This window comes from Aeromonas sp. 96A (assembly GCF_051919165.1).
GTDB classification, from domain to species: Bacteria; Pseudomonadota; Gammaproteobacteria; order Enterobacterales; family Aeromonadaceae; genus Aeromonas; species Aeromonas veronii.
Window position 1 is genome coordinate 732,724 of the sequence record NZ_JBQBFE010000001.1, and the last position, 21,377, is coordinate 754,100.

Consider the following 21,377-nt stretch of genomic DNA (forward strand, 5'->3'; position numbering starts at 1 on the left):
TTATTCCCGTAGTGAGCACTTGTTTGATAAATGCTTAATAGCGGAAATGCTAAGGACTCACCCACCCTGCAGTATTGATCTCTATCAATTTCGACCGGCTTACCCCTATTTTCATAGCGAGCCACATCACAAATGAAATTAATTACCCCCAAAGAGATATTTAGCATCCCCATAAATTTTATGAACTTAATTGGATATTAAATAATTAATCACTGCATATCCTCTCTTTCACTGTGAGCCAAATTAACATGATTGAAATCTTGGCTATACCGCTCATTTCACAATACTGATGCCCACCAATAAATGATCCATTGAATATATCTTTACTCATCTCATTGCATATTCCATACAGTCATCCACGGAACAACCTCCTGACTTGCCTCCCCACACCAGAACGGTCTCACGGCCAGCTGCCACCGGTAGCAAGCACGGCACGGCACGGCACGGCACGGCACGATTTACCTGCATGTCGCTTGGTTTCAGTTTGCATTTTACCTGCGCTTCAGTGCGACACGTTCTACTGCTAGCGCACACAACACAACCCCGCTTAGCCTCCCTGCCGTTTAACACAGGTTAATGAAAAGATGCCGCCGAGGTATGCATATCAATACGCTCCCCCCACTCTTTATTGTCTTGGATGCTGGTGAGTAAAATATCGCACTCACGGATATGTTTACGCATCATCGTGAATCTGCATTCAAATTAATGGTAAGAGAAAATGCAAGGTGGAAGGCTGCCTGCAACATAGTGATCATATTTAACTCGCGATACATTCGCTCATCCGGTTACAGATGTTACTGCCCACCTTCACACTATTTACCTTCACGTCACCCTGCGTAATTAACCAGAGCGTAAATATCCATCTCCATCGATATAGATGATAATTATTCTTGTTCAATGGCAACCCCAAAAAATGAGTTTGGATGACGATGAACATGACAAACGATAAGCGTGTTAATCATCAGCCGAGCAGTGGCTCCAGCAACTACCTTGCCTTATCAAACTCGAACTCGTTGACAGCCCTGCTCACCTCGTGAAATGCAGCCCGCAGCGGCCGCAGTTGCAGAGAGATGCCTACCCGATAACCACGCCATGGAACCTTGTTTCTGGCGGGCCCTACGGACACTTGCCAAGTGCGGGAATTGAACAAAAAAACGAGAAAAATCAAGATAGATAGTCAATTAAAATGACATAATTGACTATAGTTAAATCGAACGTTTGAAAAACGTGACCACTTCACATGGGCCCAGCGCAATGACCACTGAACGGGAACTGTTGATCCGCTCACTGTTTGATGAGTACATCGAGCTGTATTCATCACGGGATGATCGGCTCACCACGCGGTTTAGCGACAATTTTAGCGGTTTTGCCGGCAGCAGTGATGTTCTGGTTACCGATAAAGATGAGTGGATCCGGATAACCCGCCGCGATTTTGCCCAGATCCCGGGCAGAATCCACCTGGAAATACTCGATGTGAGCCTGCAAGATCTGGCCGCTGACGTGGTGGCTGTCACCGCCTTCTTCCATATCCATCTACCGAAATCAGAACCTATCCTTTCCCGCAGAACCGCCAGGCTGGTGCTGATGTTTCGGCATGAAGCCATGGCGTGGAAAATTGCTCACAGCAGCATCTCCATCCCTTACGGTCTGGCTCGCGAGAACGAAATCTATCCGATGACCAGTCTGGAGGAGCGCCAACATGAGCTGGAGCTCATTATCGAGCTCAGAACCAAGGAGCTGGCGGAAGCGAACCGAAAACTGGAAGCGCTCAGCAATACCGACGGGCTCACCAATATCGGTAACCGTCGTCTGTTCGACAACTCATTGAACCAGGCCTGGGAGCACTGTATTCAGACAGAGATGCCGATTGCGCTCATCATGCTCGACATCGATCATTTCAAGCAGTTCAACGACCTCTATGGCCACGTTGCCGGTGACGAGTGCCTTCGATTGCTGGCCCATACCCTGGCGCTATCCGGGCGCCGCTCGGGGGAGTTGGTGGCCCGCTACGGCGGAGAGGAATTTGTCATCCTGTTGCCACATGTCGAGCGTCAATCCGCCTATGAAATTGCCCAACATATCCAGCGACTGATTTTTGCACTCGCGCAGCCACACGCACAAAATACCACCGGTCTGGTGACCGTTAGCATGGGTGTCGCCTGCCTCAGACCATCGAGTCACTGGCAGCCGTCTGAACTGGTCAAACTGGCTGATGCTGCGCTCTACACCGCCAAATCATCCGGCCGTAACTGCATCAGAGTGGCGGAGTCACGACATTGATAGTCCGGTAGTTATTTACCCTGTAATAAAAAGCCATCAAGGATATAACATTGATCGAATTTTCGCTCACTGATGGCACCATTGGTATGCCCCAAGATCGCCGCAACATACCGTAGCGGTACACCATGATCCTTGAACGCGGTTGGGCGTTGTTTCCCAAATCAACCATCAAGCCACACCTGCCCCAGCCCCAAGTGACCGCTACACTCGAGGCTTTCTGACAGGTAGGCCAAGGGTATTCCGTTTGTTTATGGCACTTACATATGCCATGACTTCTCCCACTTGGCCGTTGTAGTTACGCAGACTGATTTTCCCCGCCAGCAACTGCTTGAACCGATACATTGCCGTCTCTGCCAGCGAGCGACGGTGATACCCCGATATAACATCGACTTATCTTTTCTATGTGACTTGCTGTCTTAGGAAAGCTACTTTACCACACGAACAATTGGAAAAAGAAAAGACGCCCTAAGGCGTTAATGCCAGTCAGTCAAGCACCTTTATGATTAAATATTCAAGATGTTGAATATCAAAAGTAGCTCCATGATTAAAGAGTCAATTTGGCTCCAACCCTTGCCCTGACTGGCATGCAATAAAAAGAGGGAGGCATCATGCCTCCCTCACTCGTTAGCCCTTATACCCCGCGGGTTGGGACTCAAATTCTCTTAACTGACTTGCATTACCCTAAGGCGTCTTTCTTATTTCCAGGATTTGGAGCAAACCGGTTAGGAGATTTCCCCTCCCCGCCTTGCCCCGCAACGCAATCAGATCGGGGTGATGGAGGTGATATGGGCCGAGCCATCCAGAGACTGGAAGATCTGCACCACGGCTTCGCCATGGATCGGCTGGGCGAGCGGCACAGTGCTCTTGCACTTGAAGCGGTAGTTGGTGCCAGCCACCACCTGGGTGGAGACTTCAAAGGGTACGTACTGCACCCCGACAAATCCTTTCAGCGCCTGATCAAATACCGCCTGATCCTCGGCGGTCAGCTTGTGATATGCGGTCCATCCACCCACCAACACTGCTTGTTCTGACATATCAAACTCTCCGTGCTCTATGATCCCGACTCGTTTGGCCGTTCGGGCTGCGCCCCGTTGATTCAAGTGGTTTCCGGTCTCCACCGGGGGATCGTCACTGCCGGTTGGCGCGATAACGATGGGCAAATTTACGCAGCTATCTGCAACTGGATCAGCCCTCCCCCCAGCCACGAGCCGCTGTTGACAGCGGGCTCAATTGGCATGAGAGAGCCTAGTGCGACATGGCAAAAATGCCCCTGTCACATATGACAGGGGCAAGGTGGCGAAAAAGCTGCTCGAAAAAGAATATATGTGGCGCAAACGATTGAGAAAAGAAAAGACGCCTCAAGGGCGTCTTTTTTGCATTTTTATGCTCGAAGGGCAGAAGGGCGCGAGCCGCTTATTCCCATTCGATAGTTGCGGGCGGCTTGCCGGAGACGTCGTACACCACGCGGGAGATACCGTTGATCTCGTTGATGATGCGGTTCGATACGTGACCGAGGAAGTCGTAAGGCAGGTGAGCCCAGTGGGCGGTCATAAAGTCGATGGTTTCAACAGCGCGCAGGGCAATCACCCAGTCATATTTGCGGCCATCGCCCATCACGCCAACGGAGCGCACCGGCAGGAACACGGCGAACGCCTGGCTGACCTGGTTGTAGAGGTCGGCTTTGCGCAGCTCTTCGATAAAGACGGCATCGGCGCGGCGCAAGATATCGCAGTACTCTTTCTTCACTTCGCCAAGGACGCGCACGCCCAGACCCGGACCCGGGAACGGGTGACGGTAGAGCATGTCGTAAGGCAGACCCAGCTCGAGGCCAACGCGGCGTACTTCGTCTTTGAACAGCTCGCGCAGCGGCTCGACCAGACCCATCTTCATCTCTTCCGGCAGGCCGCCGACGTTGTGGTGAGACTTGATGACGTGGGCCTTGCCGGTCTTGCTGGCAGCAGATTCGATAACGTCCGGATAGATGGTGCCTTGCGCCAGCCACTTGGCGTTTTTCAGCTTTTTCGCTTCATCATCAAACACTTCAACGAAGACGCGGCCGATGATCTTGCGCTTGGCTTCCGGCTCGTCAACACCGGCCAGGGCAGAGAGGAAGCGCTCTTCGGCTTCAACCTTGATGATGTTCAGACCAAAGTGATCGCCAAACATCTCCATCACCTGGGTGCCTTCGTTCAGGCGCAGCAGGCCGTTGTCCACGAAGACGCAGGTGAGGCGATCGCCGATGGCGCGGTGCACCAGCATGGCAACCACGGAGGAATCGACACCGCCGGAGAGGCCGAGGATCACTTCATCGTCACCCACCTGCTCGCGGATACGGGCAACGGCGTCGTCGATGATGGTGGCCGGCGTCCAAAGGCATTCGCAGCCGCAGATATCTTTGACGAAGTGCTCCAGCATGCGGGCACCCTGACGGGTGTGGGTCACTTCTGGGTGGAACTGCACGCCGTAGAAACGCTTGGCTTCGTTGGCCATGGCCGCGTGCGGGCAGGTCGGGGTCCGGGCGATGGTGGTGAAGTCGGCCGGGATGGTGGTGACCTTGTCACCGTGGCTCATCCAGACATCCAGCAGGGCATTGCCGTTGTCGGCGATGGCATCTTCGATGTTGCGCAAGAGGGCGCTGCTCTTGCCAGCTTCGCCCAGCACTTCCACCTTGGCATAACCGAATTCACGCTCGGTGGAGGATTGCACCTTGCCACCCAGCTGCTCGGCCATGGTCTGCATGCCGTAGCAGATACCGAACACAGGGACACCGGCGTTGAACACATACTCGGGGGCGCGCGGGCTGCCCGCTTCGGTCACGGACTCGGGGCCGCCGGAGAGGATGATGCCGCTCGGATTGAATTCGCGGATCTGCTCTTCGGTTACGTCCCAGGCCCACAGTTCGCAGTAAACGCCGATTTCGCGCACGCGGCGGGCGATCAGCTGGGTGTACTGGGAACCGAAGTCGAGGATAAGAATACGGTGCTGGTGAATGTCTTTAGTCATTTTATTCCTGCATCAGGCTGATGTTGTCACAAAGGGCACGGGATAAAAAAAGGGTGGAAAAACGGGGCGCAGGGCCCCGTTTTATCAGCCCATCCGATAGTTGGGGGCTTCTTTGGTAATGGTCACATCGTGGACGTGGGACTCTTTCATCCCGGCTCCGGAGATGCGCACAAATTCAGCTTTGGTGCGCATGTCGTCGATGGTGGCGCTGCCGGTCAGGCCCATGGAGGAGCGCAGGCCGCCCATCTGCTGATGGATGATCTCTTTGAGGCGGCCTTTGTACGGCACGCGCCCTTCGATGCCTTCCGGCACCAGCTTGTCGGCGGCGTTGTCGGTCTGGAAGTAGCGGTCGCTGGAGCCTTTGGACATGGCGCCCAGAGAACCCATACCACGGTAGGATTTGAAAGAGCGGCCCTGATAGAGCTCGATCTCGCCCGGCGCTTCTTCAGTACCGGCGAACATGGAACCTACCATGACGCAGCTGGCGCCCGCGGCAATGGCCTTGGCGATGTCGCCGGAGAAGCGGATACCGCCATCGGCAATCACCGGAATACCGGTGCCTTCCAGCGCGTCAACGGCGTCGGAGATGGCAGTGATCTGGGGCACGCCCACGCCGGTCACGATACGGGTAGTACAGATGGAGCCCGGGCCGATACCGACCTTGACGGCGTTGACACCGGCAGCAGCCAGCGCTTTGGCGCCCGCGGCGGTCGCCACGTTGCCACCGATGATCTGCAGATCCGGATAGGCATCGCGAGTGGCCTTGATGCGATCCAGCACGCCCTGGGAGTGGCCGTGGGAGGAGTCGATCAGCAGCACGTCAACACCGGCTTCCACCAGCGCGGCGACGCGCTCTTCGTTGCCGGCACCGGCACCAACCGCAGCACCGACCCGCAGACGACCCTTGTCATCTTTACAAGCGTGGGGCTTGCGCTCGGCTTTCTGGAAATCTTTAACGGTGATCATGCCCTTGAGTTTGAAGTCGGCGTTCACCACCAGCACTTTTTCGATACGGTGCTTTTGCATCAGGGCAACCACCTCTTCACGAGGGGCCCCTTCACGCACGGTGACCAGACGATCTTTCTGGGTCATGATCTGTTCAACGGTCTGGGAGAGGTCAATCACGAAGCGCACGTCACGGCCGGTGATGATACCGACCAGCTGATTGCCGTCAGTCACCACGGGGTAACCGGCGAAGCCATTCTTGTGGCTCAGCTCCTTGATTTGGGCGATGGTCATGTCAGGGCGCACGGTGACGGGGTCAGTGACCACGCCGCTCTCGTACTTCTTGACCTTGCGCACTTCGGCAGCCTGCTGCTCGATGGACATGTTCTTGTGGATAAAGCCGATACCGCCTTCCTGGGCCAGTGCGATAGCCAGACGGGCTTCGGTCACTGTGTCCATGGCAGCGGAGATCATCGGGATGTTCAAACTGATGGCAGAGGTCAGCTTGGTACGCAGATCGGCAGTATTGGGAAGAACTTCGGAGTGGGCGGGAACCAACAGTACATCGTCGAAGGTTAACGCTTCTTTGGCAATCCTGAGCATGGCAATATCTCACCGTTGAGGAAGTGGGGGTGTAAAATATTGCCGACGAAGTTTACTCACGCATTGGTCACTGGTAAAGAAGTTTTTTGAATTTTTTATGGCATAGCCCTCTTTTAGGCGGCCAAAACGCCAAAAAACCAAGATTATCAGTACGAAAAGCGCCATTTCGGGGCAAAAGAGTTGGCTAACCGGTGATTTATGCAAAACCGGTAGGTGCCGACGCAGCGCAACCCCCATGCAACGGGATGATCGACAAGGGCTCAGGGGGCAAGGGGCCTCTGACCCCCTCCCCTTGTTTTGTGTCCTTGTATTCTCTCTTGCCCTCGCGGTGACCACTCACACCGGTATCATTCTCTTCTCAATGTCCCTTGCTCGGTCTGGATAATAAATTTCACCCACTGACAATATATATTTTCCGGCACAACAAGGGGTGCCTCTCTTTATTATTTTCGCCCCACCATCCGCAACAAGGTATTATCTTTATCCAGCAGATGATGTTTCAGCGCCCCGACAATGTGCACCAACAAAAATGCCAGCATGACATATGGCAAATAAATATGGACTGTGTGAGCAATATCCCGAACGGATTCACTGAGTGGAATTACATTGGCCGGATCATGGATATCTGAATTCATCGGAATAATAGACTAGCCAAATATCGAAACACCTCGGCCAGCCGCAGCGGAATAACAGAGACCGGACACCGGAATAAGCAGCGTTGAAATCAGCAAACCCCAGTGGATCGCCCTGGCTGCCAATGCCTCGTAAACAGGATATTGACGCACAGGCTCAGGCCACCCTTTAACAAGGCGGAGAATGGCGCGGGGCAGGATCAAGATAAGTGCAATCACCCCCAGAGATTTATGCTGCGCATAGAGATCCCATATTTCAAATTTCACCATCAGATAACCGACAAGGGTCAGGCCAATCATCAGCAAGGCAACCGACCAGTGCAGCAAACGGGTCGTCAAACTTAAGCGGGTTGAGGGATTCATAAGCTACTCCAAACAGGGGGCGAGTGAACGCTGGTCAAGATGGTGGCGCCGTGAATATCAGCAGCACCTGAGAGATCAACGGCATCGAGGCAAGCCGCAACTTGGTCAGATGCAGGCAAGCGCGAGGGCTTTGTCGGGAGCCATACTGCCTGCCCGGATAAACGGCAGCGTTTCCAATCTTGCTTTTCTGCTGCTGACGCCTCCTGCTTAGCGCCCTCCCCCTGTTTCGGGTTAAGATAGCGGCCATCGTTTTATCCCGGCCCCGCCGGGGCAGACCACAGGTACGCCATTGAACCGATTTACCCCATCCAGTGCGGCGAATGGCCGCGAGCAGCAGGTCTTTACCGTCACCCGCCTCAACAGCGCCGTACGCATGATCCTGGAGCAGGATCTGGGGCTGGTGTGGCTGACCGGCGAACTCTCCAATCTGGCGATGCCAAGCTCCGGCCATTGGTACTTCTCCCTCAAGGACATGTCGGCGCAGGTGCGCTGCGCCATGTTCAAGGGCAACAACCGGCGGGTGGCCTTCCGCCCGCAGGATGGCATGCAGGTGCTGGTGCAGGCGCGGGTCTCCCTCTATGAGCCGCGCGGCGACTACCAGCTGATCATCGAGTCGATGCAGCCCGCAGGCGATGGCGTGCTGGCGCTGCGTTTTGAAGAGCTCAAGCGCCGTCTCGGCGCCGAGGGGCTGTTTGACGAAAGCCGCAAGCGGCCGCTGCCCCGTGAACCACGGGCGGTGGGCCTTATCACCTCCGCCACCGGTGCCGCCCTGCACGATATGCTGACGGTGCTTAAACGGCGCGCGCCGGATCTGCCTGTCTTTATCTACCCGACTCAGGTACAGGGGAGCGCCGCCATCAGCCAGATCGTCGCGGCGATCGCCAAAGCGAACCAGCGCGCCGAGGTGGATGTGCTGATCGTCGGGCGCGGCGGCGGATCCCTCGAAGATCTCTGGTGCTTCAACGAAGAGGCGGTGGCGCGCGCCATCGCCCACTCCGCCATCCCGGTGGTGAGCGCGGTGGGCCACGAGGTGGACGTTACCATCAGCGACTTTGCCGCCGACTTGCGCGCCCCTACCCCGTCGGCCGCCGCCGAGCTGGTGGCGCCAGACAATCAAGCCCGCGCCCAGCGTCTCGTTCACCTCAAGCAGCGACTGCTGCAGGCGATGAGCCGCCAGCAGACCGCCGCCCGCCACGATTTCATCCTGCTGCAAAAGCGGCTCGACCATCAGGATCCGAAGCGGCGGCTGGAACAGCAGTCCCAGCGCCTCGACGAACTCTCCACCCGTTTGCAGCAGCTATTGCGCCAGCGGCTGCATCAGGGTGAGCGGCGCCTCGCCAACCTTGAACTGCGCCTGCAGGGCAAGAGCCCGGAGCGCCTCTTGGCAGCTGGCAAGCGCCGCCACCAGCTGGCCGAAGAGCGACTCTATGCCCTGATTGCCAAGCGGCAAGACCTTGCCAGTCACCGCCTCGCCATGCTCACCACCCGCCTCGACGGGGTAAGCCCGCTCGCCACCCTGGGGCGCGGCTACTCCATCACCCGAACCGCGCGTGGTGAAGTTATCAGCCGCGCCGATCAGGTCAACAGTGGCGATCAGCTCATCACCACCCTGGCACAAGGGAGCCTGCAGGTACGGGTCGAGGGAGTTATCAAAGATTCAGCGCAGTAGATCCACTGCGCCAAACCACCAACCAGCATGCTACCCAGCCCGGCTGTTGGCCCGTTAATCAACCAAACAAAAAGGCCACCACCGCAAATACGGTGGTGGCCTTTTTTATCTCGGGTGCAGGCGCCTGCTCACCCCTTGGCGCGGCGGGCGACCAGGGTGAACTTGTAATCATCGCTCTTGAAGAAGTTGCGACTGAACTCGAACACTGTGCCATCTTGCAAGAAGCCACGGGAGACCTTCTCGATAATGGGCTTGGCGGGATCGATACCGAGCGCCTCCACTACCTGCGCCGAGGGGAGCACCGGAATGATCTCCTGCTCGCTGCGGTCGATCACCAGCTGCTTGACCTCTTCGATGTAGTGGTACTTCGAGCCCTGCATCACCGCATAGCTGAGGTCGGGGAAGAGGGCGATCGGCATCCAGGTCTCCTCCAGCGTTACCGCGATCTGGCGAATAAAGCGCACCCGCTTGACGTAGTAGACCAGCGCCCCTTCCAGCAGATTGAGCCGCTCGGCCAGCTCGCTGCTCGCCTTGATCACCTCGAAGGCGAGAATGTCACTGTGGGTCTCGGCCGCCGGATCGGTCACCTTCTCATAGAGGCTGGTGAGCTGATAGATGTCGTAGTTCACCTTCTCCTGCCGCACATAGCTGCCGCTGCCCTGAATGCTCTCGATGACATTGAGTTCGGTCAGCTGCTTGAGGGCCTGGCGCACCGTCACCCGGCTCACCCCGAACTGCTCGCGCAGCTCGGCTTCGGTGGGCAAGGCATCGCCGGGGGCCAGCTCCCCTTGCGCAATCCACTGCTGAATGGTGTCGGCTATCTGGCGATACATGGGTTTTTTCGACACGAAAGGCCACCTCGTCGGCTCTGCGCCATGATAAATGGAAGAGGCGCCATTCTACCCCAGTTGCCTGGCAGACAAAACGGCTCGGCCCCATTTGACCTAACAAATCACCTTGACCAAACAATACAAAAACAATACAAATAATGAATTGTATGATACCACTCACAAAAATCAGTCGGCCGGTTTGTTAGCATCGCTGTCACTTTCACCATGACGGCTTGCTGGCAAGCCAACCTGACAGAGGATCATCATGAATCTGACCAGTCTTACCGGCCCCTATCTCATCACGTTGCAAACCCGGTTTGCCGATCGGGATGCGGCCATTCATGCCCTGGCTGATCGGCTCGATCAGGCCGGCAAGCTGCACGACAAGGCCGCCTTTCTGGCCGCGGTCATGGCCCGCGAGGCGCAGGGCCCCACCGCCCTTGGCGAAGGGCTGGCAGTGCCCCACGGCAAGTGTGATGCGGTGCGTGAAGCGGCCTTTGCCGTCGCGACCTTGAGCGAGGAGCTGGGCTGGGAGGGGATCGACGGCCCCGAGCCGGTCAACCTGATCTTCATGCTGGCGATCCCGACCGATCAGGCGGGCTCCACCCATATGCAGCTGCTCACCACCCTCACCACTGCCCTGGTGGATGACGATACCCGCGAGGCGGTGCTGGCGGCCCAGAGTGCCGAGCAGCTGATGGCGCTGCTTGATGGTGAAGGGGATGGCGACAAGCAACCAGAAAAAGAAGACAACTTAAATACAAATAAACCCACTGTGGTCTGTGTCACCGCCTGCCCGGCGGGGATCGCCCACACCTATATGGCTGCCGAGTATCTGGAAAAGGCGGGGCGCAAGCTGGGCATTCGGGTACTGGTCGAAAAGCAGGGTGCCAACGGCATCGAGGATCGCCTGCCGCAAGAGGCGCTCGATGCTGCGGTGGCCTGCATCTTCGCCGCCGAGGTGGCCATCAAGGAGCAGGAGCGTTTTGCTGGCATCCCCCGGATCGAGACGCCGGTGGCCGAGCCCATCCGCCATGCCGAGCGGATCCTCAATGATGCGCTGGAAGCGGCCAAGGCCGGGCGCACCGCCCCGACGCCCAACCCCAGCCAGAGCGACGCGCAGACCGGCAAGAAGGTGAGCCTCAAGACCGAGCTCAAGCAGGCGCTGCTGAGCGGTATCTCCTTTGCCGTGCCGCTGATCGTGGCGGGCGGTACCGTGCTCGCCGTCTCTGTGCTGCTGGCCCAGATCTTCGGCCTGCAACATCTGTTTGATACCGAGAACTCCTGGCTCTGGATGTACCGCAAGCTGGGCGGTGGCATGCTGGGCACTCTGATGGTACCGGTGCTGGCGGCCTATACCGCCTATTCGCTGGCGGACAAACCGGCGCTGGGCCCGGGATTTGCGGCGGGGCTGGCCGCCAACATGATTGGCTCCGGTTTTCTCGGCGGCGTGGTCGGCGGCCTGATCGCCGGTTACCTGATGCGCTGGGTCAAGCAGCATGTGCGCCTTAGCCCCAACTTCAACGGCTTTCTCACCTTTTATCTCTATCCGGTGATCGGCACCCTGGTGGCGGGCAGCCTGATGCTGTTTGTCATCGGCCAGCCGGTAGCTTGGCTCAACAACAGCCTTACCGAGTGGCTCAACGGCCTCTCCGGCACCAATGCGCTGGTGCTGGGTGCCCTGCTCGGCTTTATGTGTTCGTTTGACTTGGGTGGCCCGGTCAACAAGGCGGCCTACGCCTTCTGCCTCGGCGCCATGGCCAACGGGGTCTACGGCCCTTACGCCATCTTCGGCGCGGTCAAGATGGTCTCGGCCTTTACCGTCACCTTCTCCACCCTGCTGGCGCCACGCCTGTTCCAGACCTTCGAGATCGAGACCGGCAAATCGACCTGGCTGCTGGGGCTGGCGGGGATCACCGAGGGCGCCATTCCGATGGCCATCGAAGATCCGATCCGGGTGATCGGCTCCTTCCTCGCAGGCTCGGTGGTCACCGGCGCCATGGTAGGAGCCATGGGGATTGGTCTCTCCACCCCGGGGGCCGGCATCTTCTCCCTATTCCTGCTCCACGATGGTGGCCATGGCGCCCTGACGGCTGCCGCCGTCTGGCTCGGTGCGGCGCTGGTGGGCACCCTTATCTCCACTGTGGTGCTGATCGGCTGGCGCCGTCACGCCATGCAGCGCGGCACCTATCAGGTGGTCGCCGCAGAGTAAGGCTCATCTTCACCACCGTTTTTTCAACAGACTATTTTTCCGCACGGCAGGCAAGGGCCGCCGTGCGTCAGCAAAGGATCATTGTCATGACAGTTTCACGAGTTCACATCACGCCGCACATGCACTGGGATCGGGAGTGGTACTTCACCACCGAGGAGTCCCGCATCCTGCTGGTCAACAACATGGCGGAGATCCTGGCACGTCTTGAATCCGACCCTGACTACAAGTTCTATGTGCTGGACGGCCAGACCGCGGTGCTGGAGGATTACTTCGCCATCCAGCCCGAGAACAAGGCCCGGGTGAAGGCGCTGGTGGAAGCGGGCAAACTCATCATCGGCCCCTGGTACACCCAGACCGACACCATGCAGGTGAGCGGCGAGTCCATCCTGCGCAACCTGCTCTACGGGATGCGCGACTGCCTTAGCCTTGGCGAGCCGATGAAGATCGGTTACCTGCCCGATTCATTCGGCATGTCCTCCCAGCTACCCCACATCTTCAACGGCTTCGGGATCGATCGGGCCATGTTCTGGCGCGGCTGCTCCGAGCGTCACGGCACCGACAAGACCGAGTTCCTCTGGCAGAGCAACGATGGCAGCGAGGTGACCGCCCAGGTCCTGCCGCTCGGCTACGCCATCGGCAAGTACCTGCCGGAAGATGAAGCGGGCCTGCGCAAGCGGCTCGAATCCTACTTCGAGGTGCTGGAGAAGGCCTCGGTGACCAAGGATATCCTGCTGCCCAACGGCCACGACCAGATGCCGCTGCAACAGAACATCTTCGCCATTATCGACAAGCTGCGGGAGATCTACCCCCAGCGTGAATTCCACATGAGCCGCTTCGAGCAGGTCTTCGAGCGCATCGAGGCGTGCCGCGACCAGCTTGCCACCCTCAAGGGGGAGTTCAACGACGGCAAATACATGCGGGTACACCGCACCATCTCCTCCACCCGGATGGACATCAAGCTGGCCCACGCCGCCATCGAGAACAAGATCGTCAACATCCTCGAGCCGCTGGCGAGCATCGCCTGGGCACTCGGCTTCGAGTACCACCACGGGCTATTGGAGAAGATGTGGAAGGAGATCATGAAGAACCACGCCCATGACAGCATCGGCTGCTGCTGTAGCGACAAGGTGCATCAGGAGGTGATGACCCGCTTCATTCTGGCCGACGACATGGCCGAGAACCTGATCCGCTTCTACATGCGCAAGATTGTCGACAACATGCCGGTGGCGCTCTGTGAAGACGGCGTGCAGGTGGCCGACAAGCTCTGCCTGTTCAACCTGATGCCCTTCCCCCGTCAGGAGGTGATCAATACCAGCATCCGCATTCGCGCCCAATCCTTTGCCCTGAGCGATGAGGCGGGCCAGCCGGTTCCCTACTTCATCCGCGCCAAGCGCGAGATTGATCCTGGTTTGGTAGAAAGACAGATCGTGCACTACGGCAACTACGACCCCTTTATGGAGTACGACATCCAACTCTGCCATCCGCTGCCGGCTATGGGCTACTGCACTCTGCATATCGAGGGCAATCAGCCGGGACTGGAGCAGCCGGTGATGGCCAGCGGCGAGCTGCTGGAGAACGATTTTTACCGCATCGCCCTCAATGACAACGGCACTTTGCAGATCCTGGACAAGCTTCGCGGCACCACCTTCGATCAGGTGCTCACGCTGGAAGAGGGCTCCGATGATGGCGACGAGTATGACTACTCGCCGTCGCGGGACGAATGGCTGCGCTACTCCACCGAGTTTGCAGTGACCCGCGAGGTTACCCATCAGGCATGGCAGAGCATCGCCACGCTCAAACTGCGTATGGCATTGCCTGCCAACCTCGCCGAGCGAGCCAACCGTCAGTGCAGCGGTCACCTTGATGGCACCTGCCGCATCACGCTTGCACATCAGAGTCCGCGCATCGACATCGAGCTGGAGCTCGACAATCAGGCCGATGACCACCGGGTGCGAGTGCTGATCCCCACCCCCTTCCCGAGCGACACCGTGGTCTCTGACAACCAGTTTGGCTGCATCACTCGCCCCACCCGCGACAGCGCCATGGCGAACTGGGAGGCAGAAGGGTGGAAAGAGGCCCCCATTCCGGTCTGGCAGCTGATGAACTTCGTCGCCCTGCAAGATGGCAAGCAGGGGCTGGCGGTGCTGAGCGACGGTCTGCGCGAGTTTGAAGTGATTGGCGAGCAGTGTGACACCCTGGCACTCACCCTGCTGCGCGGGGTCGGCGTGCTCGGTAAAGAGGAGCTGCTGCTGCGCCCGGGTCGCCCCTCCGGCATCAAGCTGCCCACCCCTGACTCCCAGGTGCGTGGCAAGCTCAGCTGCCGTTTCAGCCTGCTGGCGTTTGCTGGCGATCACATCAGCGCCAACGTAATGCAGGCGGCGCGCAGCTACCTCACTCCGGTACACTGCTACAACAAGATCCCGTTCGATGCCATGAAGCTCAACAAGGCGAGCTTCGCCACCCCGCTCCACTTCAGTCTGCTCACCATGGATCCCTCCGGTCCGGTGCTGAGCGCCCTAAAGAAAGCCGAAGATGAAGAGGCGCTGGTGATCCGGGTCTACAACCCGAGCGAGCAGGCGGTACTGGAGGGTGGCAAAATGAGCAGCGAACACGCCCTGAGCGACTGGCAAGCGGTGCGGATGGACGAACAGCCCCAGCCCCTTGAACTGGCCGCTGGCGAGTTTGGCGAGCTGGCGCCGTGCCACTCCCGCAGCGTGCGCTTTCGGGTGGCTCGCGGCTAACCGCCGGTAACACCCACAGGTAGCAACAGGCGGGGAAGAGTCATCCCCTCCCCGCCTGTTTATCCCTTCAAGCTGGCCTGCCCCGCTTGATAAAGACATAAAAAAATCCCTGCCAGTTGGCGGGGATTTTTATTGGGTTCTGCTTCATCCCGCGAGCGGGAGAGCGCACTTAGCTGGCCTTGCGCAGGATCTGCTCAAGGTAGTCGGCGAAGCGGTGACCGTGATGCTCCAGCAGTTTCGGGAACATGGAGATGGAGGTCATGCCTGGGAAGGTGTTGATTTCATTCAGCAGGATCTCCCCCTCCTCGGTCAGGAAGAAGTCGATGCGCGAGAGGTGAGTCAGTTTCAGCTGACGGAACGCCTTGAGGGCATACTCGTGGATCGCATCGGCCTGCGCCTGGGTCAGCCCCTCGGCACGCAGTGCAGTCTCGGTATGGCTGGCGCTGCTGTACTTCTCTTCATAGGTGTAGAACTTGTCCTGCGGCACGCAGATCTCGCCCGGATAAGTCGCCACCAGCTCGTCACCATACTGGTAAACCGCTACTTCCAGCTCGCGCGGCTTGACCGCTTTCTCAATCAGTACCTGCTCGGAGTAACCGAAGGCATCGGCAATGCCCTTTACCAGATCAGCTTCGTTGCTGGCGGAGTAGCAGCCAACGGAAGAGCCCTGGGAAGCGGCCTTGATAAAGACCTTGCCCCACTTGGCCAGCGCGGCCTTCGCTTCGTCCAGCGCAGCGTCATTTTGCTCGGTCAGGAACAGGTACGGGGTGTTGGGAATGCCAATGGCGGAGAGCCACAGCTTGGTGCTGATCTTGTTGAAGCAGATCTTGCTCGCCTCGGCATCGCAACCGAGATAAGGCAATCCGGCCAGTTCGAGGAAGGATTGCAGATCGCCGGTCTCACCCGGGTAGCCGTGGATGCAGGGCACCACGTAATCCACCGGACGGGCCACGCTGTCAAACGAAAGCAGCTTGTCGAGCCCCAGCTTGCACTCACGGCCATCGGCACTGAGCCAGCGATCGGCGAACATCTCGACGCGGGTCACTTCGACACCGGGCAGAAGGCCCAGTTGTTGCTCGAGGAAATTGGCGCTGCGCAGAGAAACCTCGTGCTCTGAGCCACCGCCGCCGCACAGCAGCAAGACATGCATGTTCTTCATTAGATGTGATCCCTTGGGAAAAGCGGCCTCGTCATGACCATTTGATAAGCCAACCACCATAAAAACCGGACGAAGCCAGATACGAACATAAGTGCGCGCCAGTGTAGCAAGGGAGATCAACCCTTGTCAGCTGATGGGAGACCCATGACCCCACTTCTTGCAGTGAAAAGTCTCCCCTGTGTCAAAATCGGGACACATTGCCCCTCAGCGCGGGGGATCGACCCTTCCCATGCCGTTGCCATTGACCCGAAACCAGCCGGCAATACTGTAGCGCTCGCGATTGGCAGGCAGCACCTCGTGGGGAAACTCCTCGGAGAGAAACATGACCAGCCGGCCCCCCTTGGGGCTGACATCCATCAGAAACTGCTCCTGGTCGTCATACATGCGCAGCACTCCACCCGCTTCGGGCAGCCAGTCGTTGTTGAGGTAAAACACGGTGGTAAGACGGCGGTTGGAGCGACCGGCAAAGGCATCCCGGTGGGTGGCGTAAAAATCCCCGCTGCGATAGCGGGCGAAGTGGGCCTCGTAGTCGAACAATCCCAGCATCAGCATCCGGTTGGCGGCAAGACGCAGGGACTCCATCCGGGCGAGGTAGTCAGCCACCGGCGCACCGAGGGAGGGCTCCAGCCAGTGGATCTGGTCACGGCGAATATCGGGATTGCCCTGGTGCAGGGCGTCACGGCCGATCCCGGCCGGTTGCCATTCGCTTGGCAAACAGGCTTTGAGGGCATCCACCTCGGCGGCGGTCAAAAAATCATCCACTATCACCCATCCCCGGGTGTAAATGGCATCCATGGCAGCTTGATAGTCCAAGATTGGCTCACAATGAGTGGAAAGAGGGCGCTTTGTAGCGACTTACCGGCAAAGTCACAAACCGGTTTGCTTCTCTTGAGAAGTCCCAACATCAATACGCGAGTTGCTGCCCGCCTCCCCGCATTTTTGTCGCCAGTTGTGATCCTGCCCTGCCAAAAAGCGTATTGGCTGTAGAAACTGTGATGGCTCTTGCAATCGGGACGAGGAGGCGCCGCGGCCTCCTTGCGGTGCCAAGAGCCAGCCGATACCGTATCCGCATCGCCATGTTGCTGTTCATCCGGCGCTTGTCTCTGTCACCGACCGAACTACTCACGGCACAACCCGCGCATCACCCACGAAAGGATCTTCTCATGCCTCTGCCCGATCTCACTTTGCAACGACTGGATGGTACCCCCTACCCGCTGACTCAACTGGCGGGCAAGGTGGTGCTGGTGGTCAATGTGGCCAGTCGCTGCGGCTTTACTCCCCAATATGAAGGGCTGGAAACGCTCTATCGGGAACTCGGCCCCAAGGGGCTGGTGATTTTGGGCTTCCCCTGCAACCAGTTCGGTCAGCAGGAGCCGGGGGATGCGGACGAGATCGCTCGCTTCTGCTCCCTCGACTATCCGGTCACCTTCCCCATCATGGCCAAGAGCGATGTCAACGGTGAGCATGCCCACCCCTTCTACCAGTGGCTCAAGCAACAGAAACCGGGCTTTCTTGGGCTGGAAAACGTCAAATGGAACTTCACCAAGTTCCTGATCGACCGCGATGGCAATGTGGTAGAGCGTTTCGCCCCCCAGGCCAAACCGGAGAGTCTGGCCGAGCAGATCCGCGAGATGCTCTGACCCTCCCGAGCCGTTTTGTGCCACTGCATTGAGCGATTGTATGGCGGCCGGTGCGACAGCTACTGCGCAGCGGCCGCTCTTTTGCTATATTACGGCCCCACTATCTTTTCCATATTGTGGCTGGCCCCAATACGCTGGCTGCCCGTTGAGCCAAAGGCTCATCTCAGGAGTTTCTCTCGAACATGTCATTCAACGAACTGGGTCTGTCTCCGCATATTCTGCGGGCCGTCAAGGAGCTGGGTTACGAACAGCCAACCCCCATCCAGCAGCAAGCGATTCCGGCCATTCTGGCCGGTCAGGATGTGCTCGGCGGCGCTCAGACAGGCACAGGCAAAACGGCCGGTTTCACCCTGCCGATGTTGCAGCGTCTGCTGGCCAACCACGGCCGTGGCCGTCGTCAGGTGCGTGCACTGGTACTGACCCCGACCCGCGAACTGGCGGCACAGGTGGGCGAGAGCATCATCAAGTATGCCCACCACCTGCCGTTCAAGACTCTGATCGCCTATGGCGGTGTCAGCATCAAGCCCAATCTGGACGCCATCAAGCTGGGGGTGGACATTCTGGTCGCCACCCCGGGCCGTCTGCTGGATCTGCTGACCCAGGGCGCCCTGACCCTGAGCCAGCTGGAAGTGCTGGTGCTGGATGAAGCGGATCGCATGCTCGACATGGGCTTTATCGTCGACATTCGCCGCATCATGAAGGCGCTGCCTGCAGAGCGGCAAACCCTGCTCTTCTCTGCCACCTTCTCAAACGACATCAAGGCGCTGGCGGATGACCTGCTGAACGACCCCACCCTGATCGAGGTGGACCCCAGCAATACGGCCGCCGAGCAGGTGACCCAGCGCATCATTCAGGTGGATCGGGAACGCCGCCGCGAGCTGCTCTCCCACATGATTGGCCGTGGCAACTGGCAGCGGGTGCTGGTGTTTGTTCGCACCAAGCAGATCGCCGACCGCCTCGCCCAGCAGATGCAAAAAGATGGCCTCAATACCGTGGCGATCCACGGTGACAAGAGCCAGGGTGCCCGCAACCGGGCGCTGGCCGATTTTCGCAGTGGCGAGGTGCGGGTGCTGGTAGCGACCGATATCGCCGCCCGCGGTCTGGACATCGATCAACTGCCCTACGTGATCAACTTTGAACTGCCCCAGATGGCGGAAGATTACATCCACCGTATCGGCCGTACCGGCCGCGCCGGTCGTGGCGGTGAGGCCATCTCACTGGTCAGCCAGGACGAGCTGGGTCAGCTCAAGGCTATCGAAGCCCTGATCGGCCAATCCCTGACCGTGGAGATCCTGGAAGGATATGAGCCAAGCGGCAAGCCGAGTCGCCAGACTCTGCCGGGCAGCAAGCCGGTGCAGAACCCGCCTCGGTCTCGCGGTCATGCCAACGCCAAGAGCAGCAATGCCAAGGGCAAGCCGGCCGCGGGCAAGGGCAAAGCCAAGGGTGATGCAGCCAAGAAACCCGCCCCGGCCCGCAAGCGGGAAGTGGTGGGCGAGGATATCGGCTTTACTCCGATGCGCCGCCTGCCCAAGGCGATGCGCGACAGTTATCAGGAGAGCAGCGACGAGTAAGCTCGCGCGACGCTAACTGCCAAGCCAAAAGAGGGAGCCTGCAAGGCTCCCTCTTTCGTTATGGATCGCTCGGAGCCATGCAAGTGCTCCGTGCAAATGCTCCGCTCGGGCTCAAACCAGCGAATGGCGAACCGCGGCGGTACCATGGCTGGGCGGCGCTGAACCATCGAGCGGATTGTGCTGCAAGAACTCGAACAAGCCAGCCTGCATATTGACGTTCCAGAAGCGTCCGGCGAGGGTGAGTTGCAACCGTGCATTCTCGATCTCGGCCAGCCCGTGCTGCTGCCAGGCGGCAAAAAGCGGCATCAGATGGGTCAGCAAAGGCGCTGGCAGACGATCCAGCTCCAGCACGCCACTGTCGAGGGCGCCACGCAGCAGACCGTCCATCCTTGCATTGGGATTGCGTCCCATCACCATCCCGGGCGCCCGCTTGCCACTGGCCAGCGCGTCATGCCAGGGGGCCAGATCCCGTCCATACATCAAACCGTGGCCAAGAATGCTGCCCCCCGCACCGGCGCCAAAGGGGAGGATCTCCGCACCGCGCTTGGCCATCTGGTTATAACGACTCTGCTCGGCCGGGCTGCGCCGCCAGTGACTGCAAGAGAGACGCTCCCAGCCGTGGGCTTCCAGTTGCGCCCCGCCATAGGCATACATGGCCGCCCGCTGCTGGCCATCGGCGAGCCAATCCAGGGTGCCCTTCTCCTGCGCCCGCTCCAGATTGGTGCCCTGCATGGCGATGAGCTGGTAGAGATCGACCCCGTGTACACCGCTCGCCATCACATCGCGGATATCCTGCTGCCACACGGCATCATCCTGACCGGGCAGACCAAAGATGAGATCCGCCACGATCACAGCCGCATCATCCCGGGTCAGCTCACCCAGACGGGTCAGCAGCGTCTCCCTGTCATCGAAACGGGCCGCCTGCTGACGCACCCGGGTATCAAAGCTTTGCACCCCGAATGAGAAACGGTTGAAGCCCCCCGCCAGCGCAACCTGCCATTTCTCATCATCAAAGCCGTTTAGACGCCCCTCCAGCGTCACCTCGGCATCGGCCGCCAACGGGAAACGGCGGATCACGGCGGCCAGCATGGCCAGCTCGTCGGCGCTCATGTCGGTCGGTGTACCGCCCCCTACATAGACGGCTGAAAACGGCATGCTCTGCGCCAGCGGGGTGTCAGCCGCCTGCGCAAGAGAGGCGCACAAGGCGTTGACATAGCGGTTGATCCGCGCCGGGTTGGCGCCATTTTCAAAGAAATTGCAGAAGCTGCAGCGCTTTCGGCAAAACGGAATGTGGATGTAAAGGGCGCGCTCCTCAGCTTCACTCTCTCGCTGCCACCAGCTCTGCCAGCCAGCCTCATCCAGCGGGAAGGGGCGCATCCCTCCCCGACTGGCGTGAGCCGAGGTCTTGGCGCTAAAAGCAAACTTGAGGGGATCCGGCGTGGCAATACCGGTCATGGAAGGGGTCAGATTCATGATGGTCACTATTATCAGCAAATAATGACAATGATAACGATTATCGTTACTAGCAATTTGTTCTGGATCAACCCGAGGAGCAGCCCCCCTCCCGAAAGGCATTTTGGCAACCTGCATTACCGATCTGCTTAACAGATTATTTACTCAAGAGTGGTTATCGTGTGCCGATAGAGAACCATCTCCCGCCGTTTCTTCGTCTACGATCAAGATGATACGGGATCACATAACAACACCAAGCGCATGGAACTTGCCCAAA

13 protein-coding genes and 2 pseudogenes are annotated in these 21,377 nt (G+C 58.6%); 6 read left to right on the plus strand and 9 right to left on the minus strand.

All coding sequences use genetic code 11. The features are described 5' to 3' along the window. Positions 1–1,227: 1,227 nt before the first annotated feature. Positions 1,228–2,280: a diguanylate cyclase domain-containing protein gene (locus ACTG2W_RS03365; RefSeq protein ID WP_440016538.1), complete on the plus strand. Its 1,053-nt coding sequence runs from the start codon at positions 1,228–1,230 to the stop codon at positions 2,278–2,280. A gap of 201 nt (positions 2,281–2,481) precedes the next feature. Here ACTG2W_RS03365 and ACTG2W_RS03370 read toward each other — a convergent pair. From ACTG2W_RS03370 to ACTG2W_RS03390, 5 genes and pseudogenes are all read right to left on the minus strand, one after another. Continuing rightward, positions 2,482–2,661: pseudogene (locus tag ACTG2W_RS03370) on the minus strand (IS5/IS1182 family transposase); the annotation flags it as partial. A gap of 380 nt (positions 2,662–3,041) precedes the next feature. Further along, complete coding sequence (locus ACTG2W_RS03375) at positions 3,042–3,314, minus strand: hypothetical protein (RefSeq protein WP_040099652.1); 273 nt, start codon at positions 3,312–3,314, stop codon at positions 3,042–3,044. Between the two features lie 379 nt (positions 3,315–3,693). Continuing rightward, positions 3,694–5,283 (minus strand): glutamine-hydrolyzing GMP synthase, encoded by a 1,590-nt coding sequence (gene guaA, locus ACTG2W_RS03380; RefSeq protein ID WP_043851047.1) that lies wholly within the window; start codon positions 5,281–5,283, stop codon positions 3,694–3,696. A gap of 84 nt (positions 5,284–5,367) precedes the next feature. Next, positions 5,368–6,831 (minus strand): IMP dehydrogenase, encoded by a 1,464-nt coding sequence (gene guaB, locus ACTG2W_RS03385; protein WP_005360033.1) that lies wholly within the window; start codon positions 6,829–6,831, stop codon positions 5,368–5,370. A gap of 443 nt (positions 6,832–7,274) precedes the next feature. Continuing rightward, positions 7,275–7,826, minus strand: a pseudogene (locus ACTG2W_RS03390) (cytochrome b). A 289-nt stretch (positions 7,827–8,115) separates the two neighbouring features. Between ACTG2W_RS03390 and xseA the strand changes: the two are divergent. After that, entirely contained in the window at positions 8,116–9,495 is a 1,380-nt protein-coding gene (gene xseA / locus ACTG2W_RS03395) for an exodeoxyribonuclease VII large subunit (RefSeq protein ID WP_106843279.1), read from the plus strand. A gap of 128 nt (positions 9,496–9,623) precedes the next feature. Here xseA and ACTG2W_RS03400 read toward each other — a convergent pair whose 3' ends face one another. Further along, complete coding sequence (locus ACTG2W_RS03400) at positions 9,624–10,343, minus strand: GntR family transcriptional regulator (RefSeq protein WP_106843278.1); 720 nt, start codon at positions 10,341–10,343, stop codon at positions 9,624–9,626. Between the two features lie 247 nt (positions 10,344–10,590). Here ACTG2W_RS03400 and mngA point away from each other — a divergent pair, with 247 nt between their 5' ends. Together mngA and mngB are read left to right on the plus strand one after the other, a co-directional pair. Further along, positions 10,591–12,537, plus strand: a complete 1,947-nt coding sequence (mngA, locus tag ACTG2W_RS03405) for a PTS 2-O-a-mannosyl-D-glycerate transporter subunit IIABC (protein ID WP_106843277.1) — start codon at positions 10,591–10,593, stop codon at positions 12,535–12,537. Positions 12,538–12,623: 86 nt separating this feature from the next. Next, positions 12,624–15,278, plus strand: a complete 2,655-nt coding sequence (gene mngB, locus ACTG2W_RS03410) for a mannosylglycerate hydrolase (protein WP_440016049.1) — start codon at positions 12,624–12,626, stop codon at positions 15,276–15,278. Between the two features lie 169 nt (positions 15,279–15,447). On the opposite strand, the gene ACTG2W_RS03415 is transcribed toward mngB, so the two are convergent. After that, complete coding sequence (locus ACTG2W_RS03415; RefSeq protein WP_106843275.1) at positions 15,448–16,437, minus strand: D-alanine--D-alanine ligase; 990 nt, start codon at positions 16,435–16,437, stop codon at positions 15,448–15,450. A gap of 204 nt (positions 16,438–16,641) precedes the next feature. Next, complete coding sequence (locus tag ACTG2W_RS03420) at positions 16,642–17,250, minus strand: 2OG-Fe(II) oxygenase (RefSeq protein ID WP_021230571.1); 609 nt, start codon at positions 17,248–17,250, stop codon at positions 16,642–16,644. Between the two features lie 350 nt (positions 17,251–17,600). Between ACTG2W_RS03420 and ACTG2W_RS03425 the strand changes: the two genes are divergently transcribed. After that, on the plus strand, positions 17,601–18,077 hold the full coding sequence (locus ACTG2W_RS03425) for a glutathione peroxidase (RefSeq protein ID WP_021230570.1): 477 nt from the start codon (positions 17,601–17,603) through the stop codon (positions 18,075–18,077). Positions 18,078–18,259: 182 nt separating this feature from the next. Beyond that, on the plus strand, positions 18,260–19,648 hold the full coding sequence (locus ACTG2W_RS03430) for a DEAD/DEAH box helicase (protein WP_106843274.1): 1,389 nt from the start codon (positions 18,260–18,262) through the stop codon (positions 19,646–19,648). A gap of 111 nt (positions 19,649–19,759) precedes the next feature. On the opposite strand, the gene hutW is transcribed toward ACTG2W_RS03430, so the two are convergent. After that, positions 19,760–21,121 (minus strand): heme anaerobic degradation radical SAM methyltransferase ChuW/HutW, encoded by a 1,362-nt coding sequence (gene hutW, locus ACTG2W_RS03435; protein WP_106843273.1) that lies wholly within the window; start codon positions 21,119–21,121, stop codon positions 19,760–19,762. Positions 21,122–21,377: the final 256 nt, after the last annotated feature.

Bases quoted from the DNA above. Each gene is read 5' to 3' on its own strand.
- ACTG2W_RS03415 (WP_106843275.1), bottom strand. From the start codon at position 16,437: ATGAAGAACATGCATGTCTTGCTGCTGTGCGGCGGCGGTGGCTCAGAG.
- guaB (WP_005360033.1), bottom strand. From the start codon at position 6,831: ATGCTCAGGATTGCCAAAGAAGCGTTAACCTTCGACGATGTACTGTTG.
- ACTG2W_RS03425 (WP_021230570.1), top strand. From the start codon at position 17,601: ATGCCTCTGCCCGATCTCACTTTGCAACGACTGGATGGTACCCCCTAC.
- ACTG2W_RS03430 (WP_106843274.1), top strand. From the start codon at position 18,260: ATGTCATTCAACGAACTGGGTCTGTCTCCGCATATTCTGCGGGCCGTC.
- mngB (WP_440016049.1), top strand. From the start codon at position 12,624: ATGACAGTTTCACGAGTTCACATCACGCCGCACATGCACTGGGATCGG.
- ACTG2W_RS03375 (WP_040099652.1), bottom strand. From the start codon at position 3,314: ATGTCAGAACAAGCAGTGTTGGTGGGTGGATGGACCGCATATCACAAG.
- mngA (WP_106843277.1), top strand. From the start codon at position 10,591: ATGAATCTGACCAGTCTTACCGGCCCCTATCTCATCACGTTGCAAACC.
- guaA (WP_043851047.1), bottom strand. From the start codon at position 5,283: ATGACTAAAGACATTCACCAGCACCGTATTCTTATCCTCGACTTCGGT.
- hutW (WP_106843273.1), bottom strand. From the start codon at position 21,121: ATGAATCTGACCCCTTCCATGACCGGTATTGCCACGCCGGATCCCCTC.